Annotated in this window: 31 protein-coding genes and 1 tRNA gene; 10 read left to right on the top strand and 22 right to left on the bottom strand. The window is 67.7% G+C overall.

Translation table 11 applies throughout. The annotated features are described in order from the left end of the window. Positions 1–185: 185 nt before the first annotated feature. From rsgA to V2S85_RS12805, 5 genes are all read left to right on the top strand, one after another. Complete coding sequence (gene rsgA, locus V2S85_RS12825) at positions 186–1256, top strand: ribosome small subunit-dependent GTPase A (RefSeq protein WP_330703245.1); 1071 nt, start codon at positions 186–188, stop codon at positions 1254–1256. Beyond that, positions 1249–1404: a hypothetical protein gene (locus V2S85_RS12820; RefSeq protein WP_172705113.1), complete on the top strand. Its 156-nt coding sequence runs from the start codon at positions 1249–1251 to the stop codon at positions 1402–1404. The genes rsgA and V2S85_RS12820 overlap by 8 nt, the downstream gene beginning before the upstream one ends. Positions 1405–1565: 161 nt before the next feature. Beyond that, positions 1566–4253, top strand: a complete 2688-nt coding sequence (locus tag V2S85_RS12815; protein ID WP_330703244.1) for a TonB-dependent receptor — start codon at positions 1566–1568, stop codon at positions 4251–4253. A gap of 235 nt (positions 4254–4488) precedes the next feature. Continuing rightward, complete coding sequence (locus V2S85_RS12810; RefSeq protein ID WP_330703243.1) at positions 4489–4971, top strand: RDD family protein; 483 nt, start codon at positions 4489–4491, stop codon at positions 4969–4971. Positions 4972–4981: 10 nt separating this feature from the next. Next, the gene (locus tag V2S85_RS12805) at positions 4982–5386 is read left to right on the top strand and encodes a DUF805 domain-containing protein (RefSeq protein WP_330703242.1); all 405 of its coding nucleotides are present in this window, start codon (positions 4982–4984) and stop codon (positions 5384–5386) included. A gap of 35 nt (positions 5387–5421) precedes the next feature. Here V2S85_RS12805 and V2S85_RS12800 read toward each other — a convergent pair whose 3' ends face one another. Beyond that, the gene (locus tag V2S85_RS12800) at positions 5422–7947 is read right to left on the bottom strand and encodes an ABC transporter permease (RefSeq protein WP_330703241.1); all 2526 of its coding nucleotides are present in this window, start codon (positions 7945–7947) and stop codon (positions 5422–5424) included. Next, positions 7940–8704 (bottom strand): ABC transporter ATP-binding protein, encoded by a 765-nt coding sequence (locus tag V2S85_RS12795; protein WP_330703240.1) that lies wholly within the window; start codon positions 8702–8704, stop codon positions 7940–7942. Before V2S85_RS12795 ends, V2S85_RS12800 begins: the two co-directional genes overlap by 8 nt. 50 nt (positions 8705–8754) lie before the next feature. On the opposite strand from V2S85_RS12795, the gene V2S85_RS12790 reads away from it, so the two are divergent. Then, positions 8755–9450 carry an arylesterase gene (locus V2S85_RS12790; protein ID WP_330703239.1) on the top strand — a complete coding sequence of 232 codons (696 nt, stop codon included), beginning with the start codon at positions 8755–8757 and terminating at the stop codon, positions 9448–9450. A 148-nt stretch (positions 9451–9598) separates the two neighbouring features. Here the strand turns inward: V2S85_RS12790 and recF are convergent, their stop codons facing one another. Further along, entirely contained in the window at positions 9599–10714 is a 1116-nt protein-coding gene (gene recF, locus V2S85_RS12785; RefSeq protein WP_330703238.1) for a DNA replication/repair protein RecF, read from the bottom strand. Positions 10715–10838: 124 nt separating this feature from the next. Further along, entirely contained in the window at positions 10839–11579 is a 741-nt protein-coding gene (locus tag V2S85_RS12780; protein ID WP_330703237.1) for a queuosine precursor transporter, read from the bottom strand. A gap of 98 nt (positions 11580–11677) precedes the next feature. Here V2S85_RS12780 and V2S85_RS12775 point away from each other — a divergent pair. Next, a tRNA-Arg gene (locus tag V2S85_RS12775) sits at positions 11678–11754 on the top strand. A gap of 44 nt (positions 11755–11798) precedes the next feature. Beyond that, complete coding sequence (locus V2S85_RS12770) at positions 11799–12116, top strand: PilZ domain-containing protein (protein WP_330703236.1); 318 nt, start codon at positions 11799–11801, stop codon at positions 12114–12116. Between the two features lie 19 nt (positions 12117–12135). On the opposite strand, the gene V2S85_RS12765 is transcribed toward V2S85_RS12770, so the two are convergent. The 9 genes from V2S85_RS12765 to V2S85_RS12725 form a co-directional block, all read right to left on the bottom strand. Then, a complete protein-coding gene (locus V2S85_RS12765; protein ID WP_330703235.1) occupies positions 12136–12930 on the bottom strand; it encodes an NUDIX hydrolase in 795 nt (264 codons plus the stop codon). 372 nt (positions 12931–13302) lie between these two features. After that, positions 13303–13632, bottom strand: a complete 330-nt coding sequence (gene grxD, locus V2S85_RS12760; RefSeq protein ID WP_330703234.1) for a Grx4 family monothiol glutaredoxin — start codon at positions 13630–13632, stop codon at positions 13303–13305. 30 nt (positions 13633–13662) lie between these two features. Beyond that, positions 13663–13896 carry a BolA family transcriptional regulator gene (locus tag V2S85_RS12755; RefSeq protein WP_330703233.1) on the bottom strand — a complete coding sequence of 78 codons (234 nt, stop codon included), beginning with the start codon at positions 13894–13896 and terminating at the stop codon, positions 13663–13665. A 23-nt stretch (positions 13897–13919) separates the two neighbouring features. Beyond that, complete coding sequence (locus V2S85_RS12750) at positions 13920–14219, bottom strand: DUF1476 domain-containing protein (protein WP_330703232.1); 300 nt, start codon at positions 14217–14219, stop codon at positions 13920–13922. Between the two features lie 189 nt (positions 14220–14408). Beyond that, a complete protein-coding gene (leuD, locus tag V2S85_RS12745) occupies positions 14409–15008 on the bottom strand; it encodes a 3-isopropylmalate dehydratase small subunit (protein WP_330703231.1) in 600 nt (199 codons plus the stop codon). After that, entirely contained in the window at positions 15008–15190 is a 183-nt protein-coding gene (locus tag V2S85_RS12740) for a hypothetical protein (protein WP_330703230.1), read from the bottom strand. The genes leuD and V2S85_RS12740 overlap by 1 nt, the downstream gene beginning before the upstream one ends. A gap of 17 nt (positions 15191–15207) precedes the next feature. Continuing rightward, a complete protein-coding gene (gene leuC, locus V2S85_RS12735; RefSeq protein ID WP_330703229.1) occupies positions 15208–16656 on the bottom strand; it encodes a 3-isopropylmalate dehydratase large subunit in 1449 nt (482 codons plus the stop codon). 215 nt (positions 16657–16871) lie between these two features. Beyond that, positions 16872–17120, bottom strand: a complete 249-nt coding sequence (locus V2S85_RS12730; RefSeq protein ID WP_330703228.1) for a hypothetical protein — start codon at positions 17118–17120, stop codon at positions 16872–16874. A gap of 102 nt (positions 17121–17222) precedes the next feature. Then, positions 17223–17585 (bottom strand): hypothetical protein, encoded by a 363-nt coding sequence (locus V2S85_RS12725; RefSeq protein ID WP_285021237.1) that lies wholly within the window; start codon positions 17583–17585, stop codon positions 17223–17225. Positions 17586–17733: 148 nt separating this feature from the next. On the opposite strand from V2S85_RS12725, the gene V2S85_RS12720 reads away from it, so the two are divergent. After that, positions 17734–18249, top strand: a complete 516-nt coding sequence (locus V2S85_RS12720) for a sterol desaturase family protein (RefSeq protein WP_330703227.1) — start codon at positions 17734–17736, stop codon at positions 18247–18249. A gap of 124 nt (positions 18250–18373) precedes the next feature. On the opposite strand, the gene V2S85_RS12715 is transcribed toward V2S85_RS12720, so the two are convergent. Both V2S85_RS12715 and V2S85_RS12710 read right to left on the bottom strand, forming a co-directional pair. Continuing rightward, on the bottom strand, positions 18374–18733 hold the full coding sequence (locus V2S85_RS12715; RefSeq protein ID WP_330703226.1) for a YbaN family protein: 360 nt from the start codon (positions 18731–18733) through the stop codon (positions 18374–18376). Then, complete coding sequence (locus V2S85_RS12710; protein ID WP_330703225.1) at positions 18720–19130, bottom strand: SufE family protein; 411 nt, start codon at positions 19128–19130, stop codon at positions 18720–18722. Before V2S85_RS12710 ends, V2S85_RS12715 begins: the two co-directional genes overlap by 14 nt. Positions 19131–19329: 199 nt before the next feature. On the opposite strand from V2S85_RS12710, the gene V2S85_RS12705 reads away from it, so the two are divergent. Further along, entirely contained in the window at positions 19330–21390 is a 2061-nt protein-coding gene (locus V2S85_RS12705; RefSeq protein WP_419198195.1) for an NAD(+) synthase, read from the top strand. A 592-nt stretch (positions 21391–21982) separates the two neighbouring features. Here the strand turns inward: V2S85_RS12705 and V2S85_RS12700 are convergent. From V2S85_RS12700 to V2S85_RS12670, 7 genes are read right to left on the bottom strand one after another with little or no spacing between them, the layout of a single operon-like run. After that, a complete protein-coding gene (locus V2S85_RS12700; protein WP_211149786.1) occupies positions 21983–22237 on the bottom strand; it encodes a hypothetical protein in 255 nt (84 codons plus the stop codon). Further along, on the bottom strand, positions 22234–22524 hold the full coding sequence (locus V2S85_RS12695; RefSeq protein ID WP_419198194.1) for a hypothetical protein: 291 nt from the start codon (positions 22522–22524) through the stop codon (positions 22234–22236). Before V2S85_RS12695 ends, V2S85_RS12700 begins: the two co-directional genes overlap by 4 nt. Positions 22525–22538: 14 nt before the next feature. Beyond that, complete coding sequence (locus V2S85_RS12690; protein WP_330703223.1) at positions 22539–22847, bottom strand: hypothetical protein; 309 nt, start codon at positions 22845–22847, stop codon at positions 22539–22541. A 10-nt stretch (positions 22848–22857) separates the two neighbouring features. Beyond that, the gene (locus V2S85_RS12685) at positions 22858–23139 is read right to left on the bottom strand and encodes a hypothetical protein (RefSeq protein WP_330703222.1); all 282 of its coding nucleotides are present in this window, start codon (positions 23137–23139) and stop codon (positions 22858–22860) included. Between the two features lie 34 nt (positions 23140–23173). Then, on the bottom strand, positions 23174–23587 hold the full coding sequence (locus V2S85_RS12680) for a PspC domain-containing protein (protein ID WP_271181916.1): 414 nt from the start codon (positions 23585–23587) through the stop codon (positions 23174–23176). Between the two features lie 27 nt (positions 23588–23614). Next, entirely contained in the window at positions 23615–24445 is an 831-nt protein-coding gene (gene pspA / locus V2S85_RS12675) for a phage shock protein PspA (RefSeq protein WP_330703221.1), read from the bottom strand. Next, entirely contained in the window at positions 24442–24645 is a 204-nt protein-coding gene (locus V2S85_RS12670) for a hypothetical protein (RefSeq protein WP_330703220.1), read from the bottom strand. The genes pspA and V2S85_RS12670 overlap by 4 nt, the downstream gene beginning before the upstream one ends. Positions 24646–24705: the final 60 nt, after the last annotated feature.

Below are 24705 nucleotides of genomic sequence, written 5' to 3'. Positions count from 1 at the left end.
CCTTATGACGCGCATTTCGGCAAGCGGTGTGCGTCGGGCCGGGCGATTCAGGATCGGGCGAAAACCCTGCCGAGCGCCATGGCGTGCCGGTCGATATCGTACTAGGGGCTGAACGGAAGGGCATTTCGGGGCCGCTGCAAGGCGTCCGTCAGGCGGCTGCGCCGCGCTCTCCCGCGTCTCGTCCCATGAAGAAAGCCCATGTCGTAACGATGGAAGCATCCGGCCCCACCCTCGAAGACCTCGGTTGGAATTCCTTCTTCGCCGACCAGCTTTCGGCCGAGGAGCAGGGGGGCGAGGTGTGCCCCGTGCGCGTGATGGCGGTTCATCGCGGCATGGTGGACATCGCCGGAAGCGGCCTTGGCGGCATGATCAACTCCGCCCTGCCGGTGTCCGAGGGGCCTGAGGACAGGGCGGCCGTGGGCGACTGGCTGCTGGTGGACCGGGCGCGGCTGGAGCCGGTGCGCATCCTCGATCGGGTCAACCTGTTCAAGCGCAAGGCGCCCGCCGACCAGCGCCGGCTGCAGCTGATCGCGGCCAACGTCGATACGCTGTTCATCGTGACCTCCTGCAACCAGGATTTCAACGTCGCGCGCCTAGAGCGCTACCTCGTCATGGCGCGGGAGGTCGGGGTGAGGCCGGTGGTGGTGCTCACCAAGGTCGACCTCGCCGAGGCGCCCGAGCGGTTCCTGGAGGCGGCGCGCGCGCTGCAGCCGGACCTGGAAGTGGAGATGGTCAACGGCCGCGATCCGGCGAGCGTCGGGCGGCTCGCCCGGTACTGCGGCAAGGGCCGCACGGTGGCGCTGCTGGGCTCGTCCGGCGTGGGCAAGTCGACGATGATCAACGGCCTGCGCGGCTCCGATGAGATCGAGACCCAGCCGATCCGCGAAATCGACGGCAAGGGTCGGCACACGACGACGGGGCGGCAGCTGTACCCGCTCGACGGCCCCGCCAAGGGCGGCTGGTTGGTGGATACGCCGGGCATGCGCGAGTTTCACCTGCCCGACGCCGCGACCGGCATCGCCGAAGTGTTCGACGACATCACCGCGCTGACTCAGGCGTGCCGTTTCGGCAACTGTACCCACACCACGGAGAAGAGCTGTGCGGTGCTGGCAGCGCTCCGGGACGGCACCCTCGAACCCAAACGGCTGGAGCGCTGGCGCAAGCTGCGCGACGAAGATGCCGAAAACACGCCAGGCAACGGCGGGCGACGCCCGGCCTCGGCCGGCGGCAGAAGAAGGAAGAAGACCAATGGCTGACCTCTATCTCAAGGCGCTGGAATCCGAACGCCGCAGCCTGTGGGCCGAATGCCGGCTGAAGGGTCTCGCCAAAGGCACGCCCGAACGGCTCCGGATCGCCGAACTCGACAAGTTGCTGGCCGAGCACAAGGCGAAGAAGGCCGGTTGAGGATGTGGCGGCGGCGCAACAGTGGCGCCGAATGTCCGCACCTGTTCACAGCTCTTCATTGTGAGGCGCCCCGGAACCGCATAAACTGATCGTCTTACGCTCTGCGGCGAGTTTCGCGCATCACGATGCGGGCAGCCGTGCAGGAAGGGACAGGGGATCAGATGAAAGGTGTTTTGGCGGGCATCGGCACGCGCGGTACGCGCATCTTCAGCGAACGCAGGATCGTGCTGCTGGCGGGGGCGGGGCTGGGCCTCGCCTGGGCACCGTCGGCGCTGGCGCAGGACGCGGCGCCCCAGGCGGCCGAGGAAGAGTACGGCAGCACCATCATCGTCACCGCGACCAAGCGCGAGCAGACGCTGCAGGACGTCCCCGTCGCCGTCTCGGTGACCAGCGGGGCGACGCTGGAGCGCGCGCAGATGCGCGACCTCAAGGACCTGCAATCGCTGGTGCCCAGCTTGCGCGTTAACCAGCTGCAGTCCAGCGCCAACACCAACTTCTACATCCGCGGCTTCGGCAACGGCGCCAACAACGCGGGGATCGAGCCTTCGGTCGGCCTGTTCATCGACGGCGTCTACCGCTCGCGCTCGGCCTCGATGATCGCGGACTTCCCGGATGTCGAGCGCATCGAGGTGCTGCGGGGGCCGCAGTCCACGCTGTTCGGCAAGAACGCCTCGGCGGGCGTGATCTCGATCGTCACCCGCAAGCCGCAGTTCGAATTCGGCGGCAATATCGAGGCGAGCTACGGCAATTACGACGCGGTGGTGGTCAAGGGCACCGTCACCGGGCCGCTGAGCGAGAACGTGGCGTTCAGCCTCGCGGGGGGGCTCAACAAGCGCGACGGCATCGTCAGGGATCTGGCCACCGGAGAGCGCACCAACGAGCGCGACCGCTGGTTCGGGCGCGGGCAGCTGCTGTTCGACAACCATGACGGCCTCGAACTGCGGCTGATCGGCGATTACGGCAAGATCGACGAGAACTGCTGCGCCGTCGTCAACCTGCGGCAGGCGACCCCCACGGCGGCGATCTTCGCGCTGGGCGGGGCGGTCAACCAGCCGGGCGAGAAGTACGACAACATCGTCTACAACAACTTCGAATCGTCGAACAAGATCGAGAACTGGGGCGTCTCCGGCCAGCTCGACTACGATCTGGGCGGCACCAAGCTGACCTCGATCACCTCGTATCGCCGCACCAATGCGCTGACCAACCAGGATTCGGACTTCTCCAGCGCCGACCTGCTGGGCCGCAACTGGCAGGATCTGCGGATCAAGACCTTCACCCAGGAACTGCGCGCCAACTTCGAGCTGGGCGAGAAGATCACCGGCCTGATCGGCGGCTACTACTTCAACGAGAAGATCGACCAGAACAACGAGGTCTACTGGGGCGACGACGCGCGCAATTACGCCAACCTGCTGGTCCAGAGCCTGTCGGGCGGCGCGCTCAGCGTGCCCTCGCTGGAGACCGCGTTCGGCGCTTACGAAGGCAATCCGGCCAAGTACGCGGGCCAGTTCTTCGCCTCGGGCACCGGCCTGACCGAAGCGTACAAGCTGAAGAACGAGGCATGGTCGGTGTTCGGCCAGCTCGACTTCGAGGTCGCGCCGGGGCTGACGGTGACCGGCGGCCTCAACTACACGCACGACCGCAAGCGCTTCGCCACGGACACGACCTCGAACGACGTGTTCTCGGGCATCGACTTCGACGATCCGCGCTATTCCGCCTTCCGCCAGCAACTGCTGCTGGGCGGGGCGCTGCGCTCGGTGGGCGTGGATCCCACCAATACCGCGCAGATCATCGCCTTCGCGACCAATCCGCAGACCGCGCCGGTCTACCAGCAGCTCGTCGCCTTCGCGAACGGCAACGCCAACAACCCGGACGCGAACCCGCTCAACCCCTTGCGCGCGCTGCAGTATTTCCCGCAGTTCATGAACGTGCCCAATGCGGTCGAGCCGGGCAAGGTCAGCGACGGCGACTTCAGCTACACCGCCCGCGTCGCCTGGGACGTGACCCCGACCGTGAACCTCTATGCGGCCTGGGCGACCGGCTACAAGGCGGCCTCGATCAACCTCTCGCGCGACAGCCGCCCGACGCCCGCCGACCTCGTCGAACTGCGCGCGCAGGGCCTGGCGGTGACCAACCTGACCTCGGGCAGCCGCTTCGCCAATGCCGAGAATTCGACGGTCTACGAACTGGGCCTCAAGGGCAACTGGGGCATCGTTTCGGCGAACGTCGCGGTGTTCAAGCAGGAGATCAGGAACTTCCAGTCGAACATCTTCACCGGCTCGGGGTTCTTCCTCGCCAATGCGGGCAAGCAGTCGGCGTTCGGCATCGAGTTCGAAGGCTCGGCCAAGCCGGTCGACCAACTGACGCTGACGATGGCCTGGACGTACCTCGATCCCAAGTACGACAGCTTCAACCTTTCAGCCTTCGGTGACCTTTCGGGCACGCGGCCGGCGGGTGTTTCGCCGCTGTCGGTCACCTTCGGGGCGGAGTTCGTGCAGCCGGTGGGCTCGCGCGGGGACCGCTTGATCCTGCGCGGCGACTATCACTACGAAGCGCAGTTCAAGCTGGTCGAGGGCCTGCCGGGCCTCGTCGAGACCGACAGCGCGGGCAACATCACCGACGTCTCGGCCGCGCTGGCTGCCGCGCGCGAGTTCAAGCAGGACATCAACGACATGAACGCCTCGCTGACATACGCGATGGCGAACGGCCTCGAACTGACCGTCTGGGGCCGCAACCTGCTGAACGACCGCACGATCCTGCAGATCTTCGACAGCCCGGCGCAGCCCGGCTCGATCTCGGGCTATCCGAACCAGCCACGCACGTACGGCGTGGCGGCACGCTACCGGTTCTGACCGGAGCGCGACTGCGCCTCGCCCCGCCGGATCTGGGAGGATCTGCTCTGGGAGGAGAAGCGGCGGGGATACCGATGGCGCAAGACTGGGAAGGGGCGCGGGGGCAGGGCCTTCGCGCCCCTCTTTCTGCCGGTCGATCGACTATGATGCAGAAAGCTTTTGTATTTTTCCGGTGCCGGTGTGAACTTGGCCGACATGGTCCGGCCCGCCTTGGGTCGTTGCTGAGGGGCGAGGCATGGTTCCGTACGGTGGTTTCTGGTGGCGTTTCCTGGCCTTCATCCTCGACTGGATCATCCTTCAGGTCGCCACTTCGTTCATCGGCGGGCTGTTCGGCTTCGGCCTCGCCGTCCCGCTGACCGGGCTCGGGGCCGACCAGGTCACGATGCTGTGGACGGTGATGCTGGGCATGGTCGGCTCGATGCTGGCGTCCTACTGGCTCTATTTCGCGCTGATGGAGAGTTCCAGGCTGCAGGCCACCGTCGGCAAGCTGGCGGTCGGCGTCGTCGTCACCGACCTTGACGGCCAGCGGCTGACGTTCCTGCGCGCGAGCGGCCGCTTCTTCGCCAAGCTGTTGTCCTATGCGACCTTCTTCATCGGCTTCATCATGATCGCCTTCACCGGGCGCAAGCAGGGGCTGCACGATTTCATCGCCGGCACGCTGGTCTACAAGACCCGCGATCCGGCCATGCTGTTCGACAACCACGACGTCTTCGCCTGAGCGGCGGCGGATGATCGCGGTCTGCCTGGAACCCTACCGGCGCTACGCCGATTTCAGCGGGCGGACGTCGCGCCGGGATTTCTGGCTTTATCAGCTGGGCTACGTCCTGTTCCTGTGCATGCTGGGGCTCTGCGATGCGGCGGCCTCGGCAGTGATCGGCGAGGATCTGGCCGAGGGCGTGTTCGTGACGGCGTTCTTCGTGTTCATCGCCGGCTCGGCGCTGCCGCGCATCGCACTGACGGTGCGCCGCCTGCACGATAGGGGCCAAGGCGGCACCACATACCTGTGGACACTGATCCCCTATGTCGGCTGGATCGTGTGGATCATCCTGGGTTGCCGTGAGAGCGACCGGGTGGAGAACGGCTGGGGCCCGGGGCCGGACGACGACCCCGAGCTGATGAAGCTGTTCGCCTGACATCGTCATTGCGAGCGCAATGACGGCGGGAGAGATTACAACTCCCGCAGCGCCTGCGCCGGTTTCGCGCGCAGCAGCGGCAGCGTTCCGCCCAGCGCGAAGCCGAGGATCAGCACGAGGCCCGCCGCCAGCACTGCCAGCACGCGCGGCCAGTCGGGCATCCAGGCGAACTCGAACAGTTCGACCACCACCGCCCAGGCCATCGCGCTGCCCGCCGCCAGCGCCACCGCCGCGAGCACCAGCGCGATCAGGCCGTACTCGGCCATCTGCGCCGCCAGCAGCTGCGCGCGGCTGGCGCCCAGCACGCGCAGGATCACGGTGTCGTAGGTCCGGCTCGCGCGCGCCGCGGCGATCGCGCCGAGCAGCACCGCAAGCCCCGCCAGCACCGCCACCGATGCCGCCGCCAGGATCGCCGCCGACATCTGGTCGAGCAGCTTGCGGGCATCGCGCAGCAGGCTGCCGGTCTCGATCACCGAGGTCGAGGGGAAGGCGCGCACCAGCCGGGGCAGCAGCCCGGCGGTGGCGGCGCCCGGCGGCACCTCGATCGTCGCCGCAAGGTTGTGCGGGGCATCGGCCAGCGCATTGGGCGAGAACACCAGCACGTAGTTGAAGCCCAGGCTGTCCCAGTCGATCCGGCGCAGCGCGGCGATCCGCGCGGTACGCTCCACCCCGAGCAGGCTGACGGTCACGTAGTCGCCCACCTTGACGCCGATCGCCTCGGCCAGCTTCTCGTCGAGCGAGACGAGCGGCTCGCCCCGGTAGATCGTCGGCCACCATGCGCCCGCGGTCACGGTGCTGCCCTCTGGCACGCCGACCGAGTACGTCAGTCCGCGCTCGCCGCGCAGGGCCCAGGCGCCATCGGGCAGATCCTTGCCGAGGCTGGCCACGCGGGTCATCCGCTCCTTGGCGCCATAAGCAAGGATGCGCCCGCGCAGGTTCGGCACCAGCTTGAGCGTCGATCCCGGAATGGTCCGCTCGACCGCGTTGCCGAACGCACCGGCCTTGTCCTTGGGCACGTCGAGCACGAAGAAGTCCGGGGCGCGATCGGGCACGGTGCGGCGGATGTTGGCATCGAGGCTGGTCTGCACCGCCGCGATCAGCACGAAGGCGGAAAGCCCGAAGCCGAGCGCGGTCACCAGCGCGCCGGTCTGCGCGCCGGGGCGGTGGAGGTTCGCCAGCCCCGCGCGCAGCATGGCACTGCGCGGACGGGGCAGGCGGGCGGTTCCCTTGCGGATGCCGAGGCCAACCAGCGCGAGCAGTGCCAGCATCGCGGCGGAGCCGCCGAGGAAGCCCAGCGTCACCAGCGGCTGCGCGGCATTGGCCAGCGCCAGCGCGACGATCGCGGCAAGGCCGAGGCCCACCGGCAGCGCCAGCGCCCTGCGGTCGGCCGCGAGCGGCGCCACGCGGGCGCGCATCAGCGCCATCGCCGGCCAACTGCGCGCCCGCACGAGCGGCGGCGCCGCGAAGACCAGCGCGACCAGCAGGCCATAGGCCGCCGCCGTCGCCAATGCCGGCGGGGAGACGGTGAACCCGGCCTCGACCGGCAGCAGGCTGCGCAGTGCGGAGGCGAGCAGCGGTGTCACCACCACGCCCGCCGCCAGCCCGGCAAGGCTGCCGGCCAGCGCGGCGGCGCCGACCTGTAGCAGGTAGATACGCGCGATGTCGCCGCTCGTCGCGCCCAGCACCTTGAGCGTCGCGATCGAGCTGCGCCGCGCCTCGAGGTAGGAGGAGACGCCGCCGCCGATGCCGATCCCGGCGATCACCAGCGCGGCGAGGCCGACCAGTACCAGGAACTCGCCCATGCGGGTGACGAAGCGCTCGGTGGAAGGCGAGGCGGCGAGCCGGGTGCGGGTGTCGAAGTCGTCGCCGAAGCGGGCCTTGAGGGCATCGACCGCCGCCTCGGGGTCGCGCCCCGGACTGGCGAAGCGCACCCGTGCGACGCTGCGGTACATCGCGCCGGGCGCGGTCAGTCCGGCGCGGGCGGGCAGGTCCAGCGGCACCACGGCGGTATCGCCGAGCGCGAAGCCCTCGCTCATCTGCTCGGGGTCGGCGGCGATGATCCCGCCGACGGTGACGGGCACGCCGCCGATGGCGATGCGCCCGCCCTGCGCGGTGCCGAGGCGGGCGGCGGTGCCCTTCGCGATCCAGACGGTGCCGGCGGGCGGCGCGCCGACCCGGCGGCCGTCGGTCAGTTCCAGCCGTCCGTAGAGCGGCCAGCGCGCATCCACCGCCTTCAGCGCGACGGGGGCGGTGGCATCGCCTTTCGAGGCGATCGCCTGCATCCGCAAGCCCTGCGAGACGGTGCCGAGGCGCGCCAGAGCGGCGTTCTCATGTTTGCCGAAAGCGCGCTGCCAGACGCGCAGTTCGATGTCGCCGCCAAGAATCTCGCGCCCGCGCGATCCCAGTTCGTGTTCGATCGAGCCGGTCAGCGTCCCGATCGCGGCGATCGCCCCGACGCCGAGGAACAGGCACACCAGCAGCAGCCGAAGCCCCTTGAATCGCGCGGAAAGATCGCGCCGCGCCAGCGTCCAGGCGGTGCGCCAAGGGAGGGCGTCAGGCAAGGGTATCGCTCACGATCTGGTTCTTTGCGAGCGTGTCGCTCGCGATCCTGCCGTCGCCGATGGTCACCACGCGCTCGCAGCGGTGCGCCAGGCTCTCGTCGTGGGTGATGATGAGCAGCGTCGCGCCGGTCTCGGCGCGGCGGGCGAAGAGGAGGTCGACGATCGCCGCACCGGTGGCGCCATCGAGGTTGCCGGTCGGCTCGTCGGCGAAGACCAGCGCCGGGCGCGGGGCGAGTGCGCGGGCGATGGCGACGCGCTGCTGCTCGCCGCCCGAAAGCTGCGCGGGATAGTGCGAGAGGCGATGGCCGAGGCCGACCGCCTTCAGCTCCGCCTCGGCGCGGGCATGGGCATCGGGCATTCCCGCCAGTTCGAGCGGGGTGGCGACGTTCTCCAGCGCGGTCATCGTCGGCAGCAGGTGGAACGCCTGGAGCACCACGCCGATGCGGCCGCGCCGGGCGCGGGCCAGCGCGTCCTCGTCCATCCCGGCGAAGTCCTGCCCCGCCACCTCCAGCCGCCCCGAACTGGCGCGCTCCAGCCCGCAGAGCACCGCCATCAGCGACGACTTGCCCGAACCCGAAGGGCCGAGCAGCGCCAGGGTCTGGCCGCCGGGCACGGCAAGGTCGATGCCCTTGAGGATCTCCACCGCGCTCTCGCCCGAACCCAGCGTCAGGCGCAGGTCGGTGGCGAGGATGGTGAGGTCGGGGGCGGGCGCCGGGGCGAGCGAAGAGGGATGGGCAGGGCTTGTCACTGTGCCCATATGGGATAGCACCTGTGCTTCCTACAAGTCGGCCCTTTCAGGAGATTGCCTTGCGTCCCGTTTCCCTCGCGCTGCTTGCCGTCTCCTGCCTGGCGCTCGCCGCCTGCGACAAGGCCCCGGCGCCCCCGCCGCAGGCCAGCGAAAGCGCGGCCGATGCACCGCCGCAGATCCCGGTGATGGGGCCGGAGCGGCCGATCCTGGCCTTCGGCGATTCGCTGCTGGCGGGCTACGGGTTGGACGACGGCGAGAGCTATCCCGACCGGCTGGAGCAGGCGCTGCGGGCGCGCGGGATCAATGCGAGGATTTCCAACGCGGGCGTTTCGGGCGATACCACGGCGGCGGGGCTGCAGCGGCTCGACTTCACGCTGAAGAGCCAGCCGGTGAAGCCGCTGCTGGCCATCATTAGCCTGGGCGGCAACGACATGCTGCGCTCGCTCCCCCCGGCCGAGACGCGCGCCAATCTGGAAAAGATCCTCCAGCGGCTGAAGCAGGACGATATCCGCGTGGTCCTGCTCGGCATGCTGGCGGCGCCGAATCTGGGGCGGGACTACGCCGCGAACTTCAACCCGATCTATCCGCAGCTCGCCGAGAAATACGGCGCGGTGCTGGTGCCGTTCTTCCTCCAGCCGGTGATCGACAAGCCCGACCTGATGCAGGGCGACCACGTCCACCCCACCGCGATCGGCATCGACGCGATCGTCGCGGCGACGGTGGACGACGTGGCGGATGCGCTGCCCAAGGGGTGAGGGGCTTCGGCGGGCTCGGCTGCGACCCTTCGACAAGCTCAGGGTGAGCGGAGGCAGCGTAATGACCTCTAATTCCGCTCAGGGTGAGCGGAAGGTAGAGCAAACCTCCCGGTTCCGCTCAGGCTGAGCTTGTCGAAGCCCCATCGGCTTAAATCCGCCGCACCGTCCCGGCGCTGACTTCCCACACCGCCGCTTCCCCGGCGATCGCCGCGAACGGCGCGATCTCGGTCCCGGTCAGCCAGACTTGCGCCGAGCCTTCGCGCAGGCGGTCGAACAGCGCCTCGCGCCGCAGCGGGTCGAGGTGCGCGGCGACCTCGTCCAGCAGCAGCAGGCGCGGGCGGTTCTCGCCGCCAAGATTTTCGGCCGTTTCCAGCAGCTGCGAATGGGCCAGCGTGATGGCGATCAGCATCGCCTTCTGTTCGCCGGTGGAGCACTCCGCCGCCAACTGACCTTTCCCCTGGCCTTTCCCCGCCATCGTCACCGCCAGTTCGTCGCGGTGCGGGCCGGTGAGGGTGCGCTGGGCGGCGCGCTCGCGCGCGCGGCCGTCGCGCAGGGCGATGGCGAGCGCACCCGCCTCCAGCGGCCCGCCGGGCTGGTAGGCCAGCGAGGGCCGCGCGAACGGGGCATCGGGGAGCAGCGCCAGCGCTTCCTCCAGCCGGGCGACGAGGCGTGCGCGGGCGGTGCCGACCAGCGCCCCGGCCTCGGCAAGCTGCACTTCGATGGCGTCGAGCCAGTGGGGATCGGGCGCGCGTTCGTCGGACAGCAGGCGGTTGCGTTCGCGCAGCGCCGTTTCCAGCCGCGCCGCGTGGGCTGCGTGGGCAGGCTCGATCGCCAGCACCAGCCGGTCGAGGAACCGCCGCCGCGCGCCCGCACTCTCGACGAAGAGGCGGTCCATCGCCGGGGTCAGCCAGCCGATCGAGAGCCACTCGGCCAGGCTCAGCGCCGAACCTTGCGCGCCGTTGACCTGCACCAGCCGCCGCCCGGGGCGCTCCGCCGCGACGCCGGTGCCGAGGCGGACCGGCTCTCCCTGCGCCATGGCGAGCGCGGCGCTGACGGCGAAGCCGCCGTCGCCGTCCTGCGCGGGCACGTCGGCCAACTGCGCGCGGCGCAGGCCGCGTCCGGGTGCGAGCAGGCTGATCGCTTCCAGCACGTTGGTCTTGCCGGCGCCGTTCTCGCCGACCAGCAGGTTGAACTGCGCCGTGCCTTCCACGGCGGTCTCCCGGTGGTTGCGGAAACGGGACAGGAGGATGCGGTCGAGGCTCATCGCCGGCTGACTAGCGCCACTTACCCGTCATTGCGAGGACCGAAGGTCCGCGGCAATCCAGCCGGACGCAAATCGCCCTGGATTGCTTCGCTTTGCTCGCAATGACGATGGAGCAGGCTGCGATTCAGACCGATTTCGCCTTGGCGAAAGGCGAGAAGTCCACGTTGTCGTCGAACACCTCGACGCCTTCGCGCGTCTTGAGCCAGCCGACCGCCACGTAAGTCAGCGGGGTGAGCACCGCTTCCCAGGCCACTTTCATCGCCCAGTTGGTGACCATGACGGTCAGCACCTGCTCGTGCGTCCAGGTGCCGAGGAAGGCGATCGGGTAGAACAGCGCGCTGTCCACTGCCTGCCCGAACACCGTCGAGCCGATCGTGCGGGTCCACAAGTGCTTGCCGCCGGTCATCAGCTTCATCTTGGCGAGGACGAAGGAATTGACGAACTCGCCCGCCCAGAACGCGGTGAGCGAGGCGAGGACGATCCGCCAGGTCGATCCGAACACTGCTTCGTAGGCGGCCTGTCCGGTCCAGCCGGCATCGGGCGGCATGGCGACGACGACGAAGCTCATGAAGGCCATGAAGATCATCGCGAAGAAGCCCGCCCACACGCAGCGCCGGGCGTTGGCGTACCCGTATACCTCGGTCAGCACGTCGCCGATGACATAGCTGACCGGGAAGAACAGGATGCCCGCGCCGAAAGTGACGCCGCCGAAGTTCGCCAGCTTGGAGGCGCCGATCAGGTTTGACAGCAGCAGGATCGCGACGAAGGCCGCCATCACATAATCGAAATAGCGAAAGTGCCGCCGCGCGCCGGAAAGGCCGTCGATGCGGGAGAGATGGGCGGTGTCTTCGGTGGCGGCACTCATTGCCTGTGCGTAACGCGGCTTTGCTGCGGCGCAAAGCACAAGTTTGCGCGCCTGGGCGGTTTGCGCGCGGCCGCAAGCACGCTATGGGAACCGGGCGCGCGCCCGTAGCTCAGCTGGATAGAGCACGAGCCTTCTAAGCTTGGGGTCACAGGTTCGAACCCTGTCGGGCGCGCCATTTGCTTAAGCCATAATAAACCGTTCGGTCGTATTCTCCTCCTCATGACCCGCACCGTTCTTCCCCGACGTTCGCAGCGACGCCCCGTGGCGTTGGCGGTCCAGTGCCGCACGCAGAGCGGCCTGAGGGACGACGGCGAGATTTCCGACATCTCGGCCGAGGGCTGCTGCCTGCGCATGCGCGGGATCTACTTCCGCGTCGGAGCCCGGCTGATCGTGCGGCCCAAGGGGCTCGAAGGCATGTCCGGCGTCGTGCGCTGGGTGACCAGCGATCTTGCGGGGGTGGAGTTCGACCGTCCCCTCTACGGCCCGGTGCTGGAACATATAGCCGCAACCCATGCCCCGGAGCACAGCCGGGCCTGAACCGGCGGTATCCGGGCGTTCAGCCCCGCCGTGCGGTCGCCCGGGGCTGGCCGAGCACGGGGTAGCCGTGCCCATCCGCGATCACCAGCCACTCGACCTCCTCGCGCATCTCGGTCCGGGGGGAGATGCGCGCGACGGGATGCGCGGCGATGTCGGCCAGCGCCTCGTCGTGGCCGGCATATCGTGCCAGCCGTTCGAGGTTGCGGCGGGTGGGGAAGATCACCGAGATCTCCCCGCGGTCGGCCATGGCCAGCGCCTCTGCGGCGCTGACCCAGAACAGGTGCGAATTCTCGGTCGCATCGACCGTCACGTCCACCGCGCCGGTGCCGATGTCGGTGACGAAGAAGCGCGTGTCGAAGGCCTTGTCCCACACGGGGCACCAGTGCGCGAAGAAAGTCAGCGCCTGCGGGTCCAGCTGCCAGCCGAAGCGATCGAGCACGGTGTCGAGACGGCCGGTTTCCAGCAGCAGGGCGCGCGCCTCGGCGGCCTCGCGGGCGGCGACGGGCTGGCGGGTGGCGATCATCAGGCCGCTCTCCTCCAGCGTCTCGCGGATGGCGGCGACACGGGCCGCGGCGATCTCGTGCGGTTCATCCGGCATCAGGCGCTGCGCCAGTTCGCGGTCGGCGGGATCGACGCGGCCGCCGGGGAAGACGGCGGCGCCGCCCGCGAAGCGCATGCCGTCGGATCGCTGCAGCATCAGCAGTTCGGGAGCCCCGCCGGCGGCGGCATGGCGGAACACGACGAGAGTGGCAGCGGGCACCACGGCCGGGCCCTCGGCGGGCATCGGCTGGTCCGACGGAGGCAGAATGGTCATCCTCGGGATGTTGCCCGCTGTACGGGACGGAGCAAGGGGAAATCGACCGTCATGCGCCGCGGGGGCGATGGTCGCGGTGTCGGCAGGTTTTACAGTTGCTGACGGTCTTGCTGACGGCCGCGCGAAGGAAATGGCTGAATTGCAGGGAAAATCGAAACTGGCACGAGGCATGCTTTAGGTGTATCGTACCCCGAGAAGCAGTCTCGACAGAGGCGGGGCCGGACAGTCTCCCGGCCCCGCCTCCCCGGGGTTCTCCCTGACAGCATCGGCAATTTTCCCGTCGGCCCGGCGCATGCGCCATGAATGACGGCGAGCGCGAAAAAGCCCGGGAATCGCTTCCCGGGCCTTCGTTCATGCGCAGTGATGCGGGGGTCAGCCCTGAGCGGCGATGCCGCTGTCGGCCATGAGCTGGTGCAGCTCTCCGGCCTCGTACATTTCCATCATGATGTCGCTGCCGCCCAGGAACTCGCCCTTGACGTAGAGCTGGGGGATCGTCGGCCATTCGGAAAAGGCCTTGATGCCCTGGCGGATTTCCATGTCCTGCAGCACGTCGACCGTCTCGTAGGGGACGCCGAGGTGTTCGAGGATGGCGATCGCGCGGCTGGAGAAGCCGCACTGCGGGAACAGCGGGGTGCCCTTCATGAAGAGGACCACGTCATTGCTGTTTACGATGTCGCCGATGCGGGCGTTGACGTCGGACATTGTTTGAAACCCTTGGGAAGTGTTGCGACGTCAGTTGGGGACGGCGGTGGTGAGTTGCAAGGCATGGAGCACGCCGCCCATGCGTCCGCCGAGCGCTTCGTAGACCAGCTTGTGCTGGACGACGCGGGGCTTGCCGGCGAAAGCGGCGGAGACGACGTGCGCGGCGTAGTGATCGTTGTCACCGGCGAGGTCGGTGATCGTGACCTCCGCATCCGGCAGCGCGGCGCGGATCATGGTCTCGATCTCGGTGGCGGTCATGCCCATTCTATGTATCCTTGGCCTCGGAATCAGCCGAGGAACTGGCGGCGCGCTTCGGCCTGCTTGTCCGAAAGGGCGGCGCGGACCTCGGCTTCGGTGGTCTCGACGCCGGCGGCGGTGATGTCGCCCAGCAGCTTGCGGATGACGTCCTCGTCGCCCGCTTCCTCGAAGTCGGCCTGGACGACGGCTTTCGCATAGGCGTCGGTCTCGGCCTGCGACAGCTTCATGCGCGCGGCCGCCCATTCGCCGAGGAGGCGGTTGCGGCGCGCCTGGATGCGGAACAACGTGTCGGCCTCGTGTTCGGGGCCGGAACCGTGCTGGAAACTCATCATCGGTCAACCTCGGGGTGAAACGTCATCCCTGCCGATAGGGAACGCCGGGGCGCAGGGCAATCCTTGATTCGCAATAGCGACCTACAGGAGAAGGCGCGCGCATGATCGGTGGGGCTTCGACAAGCTCAGCCGGTGCGGTGTTGTGATGCCTGCACCACCCCCGCTCCCCCTGAGCCTGTCGAAGGGTCAGCCCGCCAGTACCGGGCTTGCCAGGAACGGCAGCGCTTCGCGCGCCTTGCCCTCGTACGTCGCGATCGTGTCGCCCTGCGCCATCGTCAGGCCCACTTCGTCGAGGCCGTTCAGCAGGCAGTGCTTGCGGAAAGCGTCGATCTCGAAGGGGAAGCGGTCCTGGAACGGCGTCGTCACCGACTGGGTATCGAGGTCGATGTCGATGGGATCGGTCAGCGCCACTTCCATCAGCCGGTCGATCGCTTCCTGCGGCAGGGCCACGGTCAGGATGCCGTTCTTGAAGGCGTTGCCCGAGAAGATGTCCGAGAAGCTGGGCGCGATCACGCAAGTCACGCCCATGTCGAGCAGCGCCCAGGCGGCGTGTTCACGGCTGGAGCCGCAGCCGAAGTTGTCGCCCGCGATCAGGATCGGCGCGCCAGCGTTGGCCGGGTCGGTGAAGACGTTGCCTTCTTCCAGCTTGACCGATTCGAACGCGCCCTTGCCGAGGCCTTCGCGCGTGATCGTCTTGAGCCAGTGCGCCGGGATGATGACGTCGGTGTCGACGTTCTTGCGGCCGAAGGGAATCGCCTTGCCGGCGACGTGGTTGATCGCCTGCATCAGTCCGTCTCGGCCGGGTAGTGCGGCGCCGTGTCGGTCTTGGGCGGCTGCGCATCCTGCGCCTTCTTGTCCTTGCGGCGCTTCACGAAGAGCAGGGCGGCGGCGATGGCGGCCGAACCGATGGCGGCACCGGCGGCGATGGCGGCGCGGCCTGCGAGCGAGTTGTCGGAGTCGTTGGACATGGGATTACCTTATCAGTTCAGGCCGGTTCGGTCACGGGCGCCAGATCGCGCACGTCGGTCAGCTTGCCGGTGACGGCGGCGGCGGCGGCCATGGCGGGGCTCATCAGGTGGGTGCGGGCACCCGGGCCCTGGCGGCCGGTGAAGTTGCGGTTGCTGGTGGAGGCGCAGCGCTCGCCCGCCGGAACCTTGTCCGGGTTCATCGCAAGGCAGGCCGAACAGCCCGGCTCGCGCCATTCCAGACCCGCATCGATGATGATCCTGTCCAGACCTTCGGCCTCGGCCTGCGCCTTGACCAGGCCCGATCCGGGGACGACGATCGCCCACTTCACGTTGTCGGCCTTGTGGCGGCCCTTGAGCACTTGCGCGGCGGCGCGGATGTCCTCGATGCGGCTGTTGGTGCAGCTGCCGATGAAGATGTTCTGCACTTCCACGTCGGTCAGCTTGGTGCCGGGCGTCAGGCCCATGTAGTCGAGGCTGTGCCTGACCGCGTCGCGCTTGGAGGCGTCGGCGAAGTCCTCAGGGCTGGGGACGACGCCGCCGATCGCGGAAGTATCCTCGGGGCTGGTGCCCCAGGTGATCGTCGGCTGGATGTCCTCGGCGCGGATGAACACGGACTTGTCGTACGTCGCGCCCTCGTCGGTCGCCAGGCTCTTCCACCAGGCGACGGCCTTGTCCCAGTCCGCGCCCTTGGGCGCGTAGGGCCGGCCCTTGACGTAGGCGAAAGTCGTCTCGTCCGGTGCGACGAGCCCTGCGCGGGCGCCTCCCTCGATCGACATGTTCGACACGGTCAGGCGGCCTTCGACCGACATCTCGCGGAAGACGTTGCCGGTGTACTCGATCACGTAGCCGGTGCCGCCGGCGGTGCCGATGACGCCGATGACGTGCAGGATCACGTCCTTCGGGGTGACCCCGGCGCCGAGCGTGCCCTCGACGCGGACCTCGAAGGTCTTCGACTGCTTGAGCAGCAGCGTCTGGGTGGCCAGCACGTGCTCGACCTCGGAGGTGCCGATGCCGAAGGCCAGCGCGCCCAGCCCGCCGTTGCAGGCGGTGTGGCTGTCACCGCAGACGATGGTGGCGCCGGGCAGCGAGAAGCCCTGCTCGGGGCCGACGACGTGGACGATGCCCTGTTCCGGATCGGCGTCACCGATGTAGCGGATGCCGAACGAAGGCGCGTTCTTCTCCAGCATGTCGAGCTGCTGGGCGCTCTGCGGATCGGCGATCGGCACGCGGTTGCCGTTCGCGTCGCGGCGCGCGGTGGTGGGCAGGTTATGGTCAGGCACCGCGAGCGTAAGATCGGGGCGACGCACCGGGCGACCGGCGGCGCGAAGGCTCTCGAAAGCCTGCGGGCTCGTCACTTCGTGGACGATGTGCCGGTCGATGTAGATGAGGCAGGTGCCGTCGTCGCGTCTATCGACGACGTGGGCGTCCCAGATCTTCTGGTAGAGGGTGCGGGGTGCGTTTGTCATGATCAGGCGCGATTAGGCCCCACCCTCGCGAAATTCAAGGGGCAGGGCGATTCGTGCCGCCGTTCGGATGAAACTTTCATTCAATCCGGATATATCTGACGACCGATCGTTGCTGCCGCGAGGCTCTCGCACGTTCATGCGAAACGCGCCCGGTCCTTGCAGCCGGGCGCGTTCGGGAGGAACGGGGCGGGCGAGGGGGGACCCGCCCGGTTCTGTTAGCGGTGGTGGCGATCGTAGCGCGAACGATGGTGGCCGTTGTCGTGATGGCGGCGGTCGTTACGCCAGGTGTGGTGCTGCGCGGGACGGTGATGCTTCACGTAGCGCGGCGGGGCGTGGTGGCTGCTGCGCGCATGGGCGCTCTGGGCGTGGTGGTAGGGTGCGGCCTCGGCGACGGCGGGGGCCAGCGAGGCGCCGCCGAGCAACGCGACGAGGGCCGGGGCGATGATCTTGGTCAGCTTGTTCATGGGGGGATTCCTGTGTGGGGGGATTGTTCTGCCGGGAAGGAAACCGCGGGCTACGGCAAAGGCTGCTGGGTCAATCCGCTACGTGGCATTCCCGGTCGCCGATCAGCCGCGGCGGCGGTCGTAATCGTGGCGCTCCATCCGCAGCGAGGCGTAGACCTTGTTGACGCGGTTGCCGAGGATGCGGGTCTCCTGCGCGGAGAGGCCGCCGCGCGAATACTGGCCGTAGAGGCGCTGGATATCGACGACGTCGCGGCGCAGGCCCGTGGCTTCGCGCTGCGAGATCGTCCGGCGGGCGGCGGCGCGGTCGATATTGGCGCGCAGGCCCTGGATGTCGGAGCGAATGTCGTAGTGGCGGGCTGCCTGGACGTGGCGGTTCGGCGCGGCCTCGGCGATGCCTGGGGCGATGGCGCCGAGGCCGGTGACGGCGATCAGGGCGGGGGCGATGAACTTGGTGAACTGACGCATGGGTCGCACTCCTTGCTGGAAACTGTTTTCGGAAGGTCGCTTCCGATGCATTCAGGATTAGACTTGTGAAACTGAACGCCAGATAGATGACCCGTCGCAAGGGTGTGTGCGATTGTAAGAGAGTGTCGCGGGAGCCTATAAGCCCCCTATGTCCGCTTTTGCCGCCGTCCTGATCGTCCTTGCCTCCGCCGCCGCGATGGAGTTCGTCGCGTGGTCGAGCCACAAGTACATCATGCATGGCTTCGGCTGGGCCTGGCACCGCGACCATCATGAGCCGCACGACAAGATGCTGGAGAAGAACGACCTCTATGCCGTGTTCGGTGCGGCGATCAGCATCTCGATGTTCGCGCTGGGCTCGCCGCTGGTGATGGGGGAGCGAGCGTGGTGGCCGGGGACGTGGATCGGACTGGGCGTGCTGGTCTACGGCGTGATCTACACGCTGATCCACGACGGCCTCGTCCACCAGCGCTATTTCCGGTGGGTGCCCAAGCGCGGCTATGCCAAGCGGCTGGTGCAGGCGCACAAGCTGCACCATGCGACCATCGGCAAGGAAGGCGGCGTCAGCTTCGGCTTCGTCGTCGCGCGCGATCCGGCGGTGCTCAAGCGGGAACTGCGGGCGCAGCGCGAACAGGGCATCGCCGTGCTGCGCGAGGCGGTGGACTAGGTCTATCCTCCCTGTTCCGCAGGAATGGGGAGGTGGCAGCCCGCAGGGCTGACGGAGGGGTCTTCTCCCCCTCCACCACCCGCTGCGCCGGCGGTCCCCCTCCCCGAGCAAGCTCAGGGAGGATTTATTCCGCCCGCGTCCAGATCCACGTCCCGATCGTCGCCAGCACCGCGAGGGGGATCAGCGCCCACATCTCGCCAGCGGTGAACCATACGATCGCGACGCTCAGGCCCATGGTCGAGATCGCCGCGATCTTGCCCTTGCGGCTGATCGCCCGCCGGTCGCGCCATTCGCGCAAGTGGCGGCCGTATTTCGGGTGTTGATAGAGCCGCTCCGCCCATTCCGGGTGGCTCTTCGAGAAGCATCCGGCCGCGAGAATCCAGAAGATCGTCGTCGGCAGCAGCGGCAGGAAGATGCCCAGCGTGCCGATCCCGACGAGGATCACCCCCGTCGCGATCCAGAGATATTTCCTAGCCCTGGGCATATCGCGCGGCAGTTTCCCGGATCAGCGCGATCATGTTGGGCACGCCTTGGGTCCGGTTGGACGATAGCTGGTTGCGCAAGTCGAACGGTTCGAGCGCCGCCGCAATGTCGGTCGCGGCCACCGTTGCGGCAGGCTTGTCCTGCACCGCCGCGATCACTAGCGAGACGATGCCCTTGGTGATCGCCGCGTTGCTGTCCGCCAGGAAGTGCAGGGTGCCGTCCTCGCGCGCCATGGGATAGACCCAGACGCTGGCGGAGCAACCGCGCACCTTGGTGGCGTCGGTCTTCAGCGCGTCGGGCATATCGTCCAGTTCGCGCCCCAGTTCGATCAGGAGGCGATAGCGTTCGTCGCCATCGAGGAATTCATACTCTTCGCGGATATCGTCCAGGTCACGCATAGACCCGGCATTTAGAGGCGGGCGCGGCGAGGGCAAGAGGATATTGCGAACATTTCGCAAAGGCCAACCGTCGTCCCGGACTTGATCCGGGACCGCTGGCGGTCTTTAGGTGAGCTTCATCGTGCAGGGCGCCCTGCCGAGAGAAGGGCTGTTCACGGCCAGCGGTCCCGGATCAAGTCCGGGACGACGAATTCGAGGAATGCCGATGACCGACACCAGCCACCCGTTCTACTCCATGCACGAGCATGGCTTCGTCCGCGTCGCCACCTCGACCCCGCGCGTGAAGACCGCCGACGTCGCCGCCAACCGCGACGCGATCCTTGCCGAAGCGCGCCGGGCCCATGCGGCGCATGTCGACCTGCTCGTCTTCCCCGAACTCAGCCTGTCCTCCTACGCCATCGACGACCTGCACCTGCAGGGCGCGATGATCGAGGCGGTCGAGGCCGCGGTGGCTGAGATCGTCAATGCCAGCGCCGACCTCTCGCCGGTGCTGCTGGTCGGCGCCGCGCTGGAGAGGAAGGGGCGGCTCTACAACTGCGCGCTGGTGATCGCGGGAGGGAGGCTGCTGGGCGTAGTGCCCAAGTCCTACCTGCCCAACTACCGCGAGTTCTACGAGAAGCGCTGGTTCGCGAGCGGCAAGACCGTCCGGGGTTCCACGATCACCGTGAACGGGCAGGAGGTGCCGTTCGGCGTCGATCTCGTCTTCGCCTCCGAGGTGCTGAGGAACTTCCGCTTCTTCGTCGAGATCTGCGAGGACTTCTGGGCGCCGACGCCGCCTTCGTCGCTGGGCGCGATGGCGGGGGCGACGATCCTGGCCAACCTGTCCGCCTCCAACATCGTCATCGGCAAGTCGGACGAGCGTCACATGCTGTGCCGGGCCCAGTCGGCGCGCGCGATGGCGGCCTATATCTACTGCGCGGCGGGACACGGCGAAAGCACGACCGATCTCGCGTGGGACGGGCAGGGCATCGTCTACGAACTCGGCGACCTGCTGGCGGAATCGGAGCGTTTCTCGCTGGAAGCGGAACTGTGCGTGGCCGACGTGGACTGCGACCGCATCGTCATGGATCGTCTGCGCAGCCCCACCTTCAACGATGCGGCGGATGTGGCAGGCAAGCCGGAGGAAACTTTCCGCACCGTACCGTTCCGCCATGCGCCTGCCGGTGGCGACATCGGCCTCGTGCGCCCGGTCAGCCGCTTCCCGTTCGTCCCCTCGCGCGCCGACAGGCTGGACGCCGACTGCTACGAGGCGTTCAACATCCAGGTCGACGGCTTGATGCGCCGCATCGAATCGACGCAGGCGAAATCGATGGTGATCGGCATCTCGGGCGGGCTCGATTCGACCCATGCGCTGATCGTCGCGGCGCGCGCTTGCGACCGGCTGGGCCTGCCGCGCAGCTTCATCCGGGGCTACACGATGCCCGGCTTCGGGACGAGCGAGGGCACGAAGTCCAACGCGTGGAAGCTGATGGACGCCGTCGGCATCACCGCGCAGGAGATCGACATCCGGCCCGCCGCGACGACGATGCTCCATGATATCGGCCATGCCTTCGCCAATGGCGAGCCGGTCTACGATGTGACGTTCGAGAACGTCCAGGCGGGGCTGCGCACCGACTACCTGTTCCGCCTCGCCAGCCAGCACGGCGGCTTCGTGGTGGGCACCGGCGACTTGTCGGAACTGGCACTGGGCTGGTGTACTTACGGCGTCGGCGACCAGATGAGCCACTACGCGGTCAACGCGGGCGTGCCCAAGACGCTGATCCAGTACCTGATCCGCTGGTGCGCCACGACCGACCAGTTCAGCGCCTCGACCGAGGAGATTCTGCTGGCAATCCTCGCCACGGAAATTTCGCCCGAGCTGGTTCCGGCAGGGGCCGACGGCGCGATCCAGAGCACCGAGGCGAAGATCGGGCCTTACGAACTCAACGACTTCTTCCTGCACCACGTCATGCGCTTTGGGCAGAAGCCGTCCAAGGTGGCGTTCCTCGCCTGGCACGCCTGGCGCGACACGGCGGCGGGGGCATGGCCGCACGCCTTCCCGGAAGCCAAGAAGAACGCCTACGAACTGCCGGTCATCCGTTCGTGGCTTGAGAAGTTCGTGGGCCGGTTCTTCGCGTTCAGCCAGTTCAAGCGCTCGGCCATTCCCAATGGCCCGAAGGTGTCCACTGCCGGAGCCCTCAGCCCACGCGGCGACTGGCGTGCGCCATCCGACGCCAGTGCGGCGGTGTGGCTGGCGGAACTGGAGAAACGGGTGCCGTGAATGTGAATTCCTCCCCGAGCTTGTCTCGGGGAGGGGGACCGCCCGAAGGGTGGTGGAGGGGGAGAGGCAGGGCATTACCCCTCCGTCACCGACTGCGTCGGCGCCACCTCCCTGAGGCAAGCTCGGGGAGGAACTGAACTCTGCACATACGACAATGCCCGCTGGCGAGTGCGGGCCTAACGCCGGGGGAAGATCAACGCATCCGAGAACATCGGGTCGGCGCCGGGGGCGTCCTCACCGGGACGCGGGGGTTTGTGTTCCGCTCACTCTGGCGAACGGCCGGGTAGCTGCGGGCAGCCCGGCTCGACCTCTATTCCATCGGAGTGTCCCATGTGGCCGTCGTTAGGGCTCGCGTCGTTATCGGCCGATGGCTATCCGGGATGGTCGTCCCAAGTCCGGCGATGTTTCGCAGGATCGTATGGACGGCTTTTCCGGTAGCTCAGAGACACACCGGGTCTTCGAACGGACGCGTGGGGTGCGTGATCACGGCTTGAAACCGCATCCCGGCCCACGACGCCGACCCGATACACCTTTCCGGCGTGATCATCGCCGGATCGGATGTCGGGCCACATAACCTATTTGGCGATAAATGTCAATCGCGCAGGGCGTCGATCTCGCGCGCCAGATCCTTGCCGCGCCGTTCGTCGGTGGCGATGCGTTCGAGGACTGCGATGCGCTTGCGCATGGCCTCGACTTCACGCTCCAGTTCGTGCTCGCGGGCGGTGTGATCGTAATCGCCGCTCGCGGCGCGCGATCGCTTGTCGCCCAGCGCGCGGTAGCGCTGCGATTTGAGCCAGGTCACGCAGCCGATGGCGAAAAGAACGACTACGGCAGTCCAGAAACTCATTGCTTGGTCACCTTCACCCTATCGCCGTCGCCTGCGTCCTCGCCTCGAAGCGCTTCGATCTGGAGCGCGATGTCGTGGCCGCTGCCGCCGTCGGTGATGATTCTTTCCAGCACCCGCACGCGATTTTCAAGCGTGCTGTTTTGCGCTGCGTACTGCGCGGCCTTTTCGGCGGTCGCGCCGACGGTGATCTCCAGCTTGCGCTCGAGGAAGGCCAGGCGGCGCTTGTAGGCGCCGGCCAGGATCGCGAAGACCGTGATTATGGTGATCATGACAGCGCACAGGCTCAAGAAATCGCCGGGTCTCATCGGGCGGTGACTTTCTGTTCGGGCGCGCGCAGGCTCTCTATCTGCGCGGCGGTCGTGTATCCGGTATCGGTGACGATGGTTTCGAGGCTGGCGGTGCGGCTCTCCAGCGCTTCCAGCCGGGCGCGCAGCTGCGCGTTTTCCTCAGCCAGTCGCGCCCCAGCGGCGTGATCCGTACGCTCGGTCTTGCCGCCCCATTCGTCCTCCAGCGCATAGCCGTGGCGCGCGCGGATCCAGTTGTTGAGCACCCAGCCGCCGGTACAGATGCCGACGATGACGAGGACGAAGTCCGGTCCACCCCATTGCATGGCGGTCTCCTCAGTTGATCTTGGGCTCGGCCGTGCGGGCGCTTTCGACCTCGCGCCGGTCCCGCAGCGCCTCGATCTGGAGGGCGGTGTCATAGGCGCCGTCGGTGATGATCCGCTCCAGCACCCGCACGCGCTCTTCGAGTTCGCGGCTGTGCGAGGCGTATTGCGCGGCCTTTTCTGCGGTCGCCTCGATCTGCAGTTCGGCGAGCTTGCGCTGGTGCTTGGTCCAGATCGCGAAGCCGCCCATGATGAACGGTGCGAGCGGGATCAGCACCCAGATTGCGTCTTCCATGTCGTCGTGTCCCTGTTGCCCGGATGGCTGCGTGTCAGCGCAGCGAGTCGATCTCGGCCGCAAGGCGCGAGTTGCTGTTCGAATAGTGTGCTTCCATGTCCGCGATCCGGCGGTCCATGTCGGACAAGTCGGTGCGCAGGCGGCTGGAGGTGGAGGGCTGGCTGAAATTCAGCCCCCCGCTCGTCAGCCCCTTGCGGGCGCGGCGGCGTTCCATGCGGCGCAGCAGGCGCATTTCCTCGTCCTCGGAATAGAGGCCCATCGGGCGGCTGTCTGCCAGCCAGGCCACGCCGAAGTAGATGGCGATCACGATCGGAAACCCGGCGAACAGCAGCAGCACGGCGCCCAGCCGGATCCACAGCGCATCGACGCCGGTGTAGTCCGCGATCCCCGAGCACACGCCCGAGATCTTGGCGTTCGACTTGTCGAGATAGAATTGTCCGCGAGACATTGCTTGTTTTCCCTTCCCTCGAATGTCTTACTGTTGCTTGTCGGCCATCTGGCGCTTCATCTCCGCGAGTTCCGCGTCGATCGAGTCGCCATCGGCCAAGGCCGCGATTTCCTCGGCGAGCGTCGGCTGGCGGCGGTCGGAGAGGCTCATGGCCTCGGCGCGGCCTTCCGCGTAGTCGACGCGGCGCTCCAGCTGGTCGAACCGGGCCATGGCTTCGTCCACGCGCTCGTTCGCCAGCAGCGTGCGCAGCTTGACCCTGTTTTCCGCGCTCTGCAAGCGGGCCGCGATGGACGACTGGCGGCTGCGGGCCTCGCGCAGGCGGGTCTGCAGCTTCTCGATGTCGGCCTCGTAGGCGCGCAGCGCGTCGTCGAGCACCAGGATCTCGGCCGAGAGCTGCTCGGCCATGTCGGCGGCCTTCTTGCGCTCCATCAGCGCGGCGCGGGCAAGGTCCTCGCGGTCCTTGGACAGCGCCAACTGCGCCTTGTCGTTCCAGTCGGCCTGCAACTTGTCCAGCTTGCCCACGTGGCGGCGCAGTTCCTTCTGGTCCGCGATCGTGCGGGCCGAACTGGTGCGCACTTCCACCAGCGTCTCCTCCATCTCGAGGATGATCAGGCGGATCATCTTGGCCGGGTCTTCGGCCTTGTCGAGCAGGTCGTTGAAGTTGGCGGCGATGATGTCGCGGGTGCGGGAGAAGATGCCCATGGCGGTGGTTCCTGTGGTGAAGCTGCGGCCCGAGGTGAAAGTACCCGTCGTGGCCCGGATGTCATCGGCGTCGAAGCGGTAGGCGCGCCCCGTATTGAAGTGTGCGTTCGGGGCGGGATTCTGGAGCACTTCGATCTCCGCGTCGAGCCTGCTCATGCGAGCGGCGCTCCGCAGGAACGCACCGAAGCGGCGTGCGCCTCGGGCACCGCAACCTTGTCGGCCAGCGCCACGAGGTTGAGCGCGCCCATCGCCAGAAGGCTGACGATGATCGCCCAGTCGAGCTTGGTGCGGGCCAGTGTCGAACGCGGGGTGGTGGAGCGTCCCTGGCCGGTGCTGTTCGCAGTGATCGGGAGCATGTCGAAGTTTCCTCTAGTCCTGAACTTGGTCTTGCCGATGTATTAGCAACCCCCGTGCCA

The sequence above is a fragment of the Novosphingobium resinovorum genome, assembly GCF_036352595.1.
In the GTDB taxonomy this organism is placed as follows: Bacteria; Pseudomonadota; Alphaproteobacteria; order Sphingomonadales; family Sphingomonadaceae; genus Novosphingobium; species Novosphingobium resinovorum_B.
The sequence above is the reverse complement of the archived record's forward strand: the minus strand, read 5'-3'. Positions and strand labels throughout refer to the sequence as shown.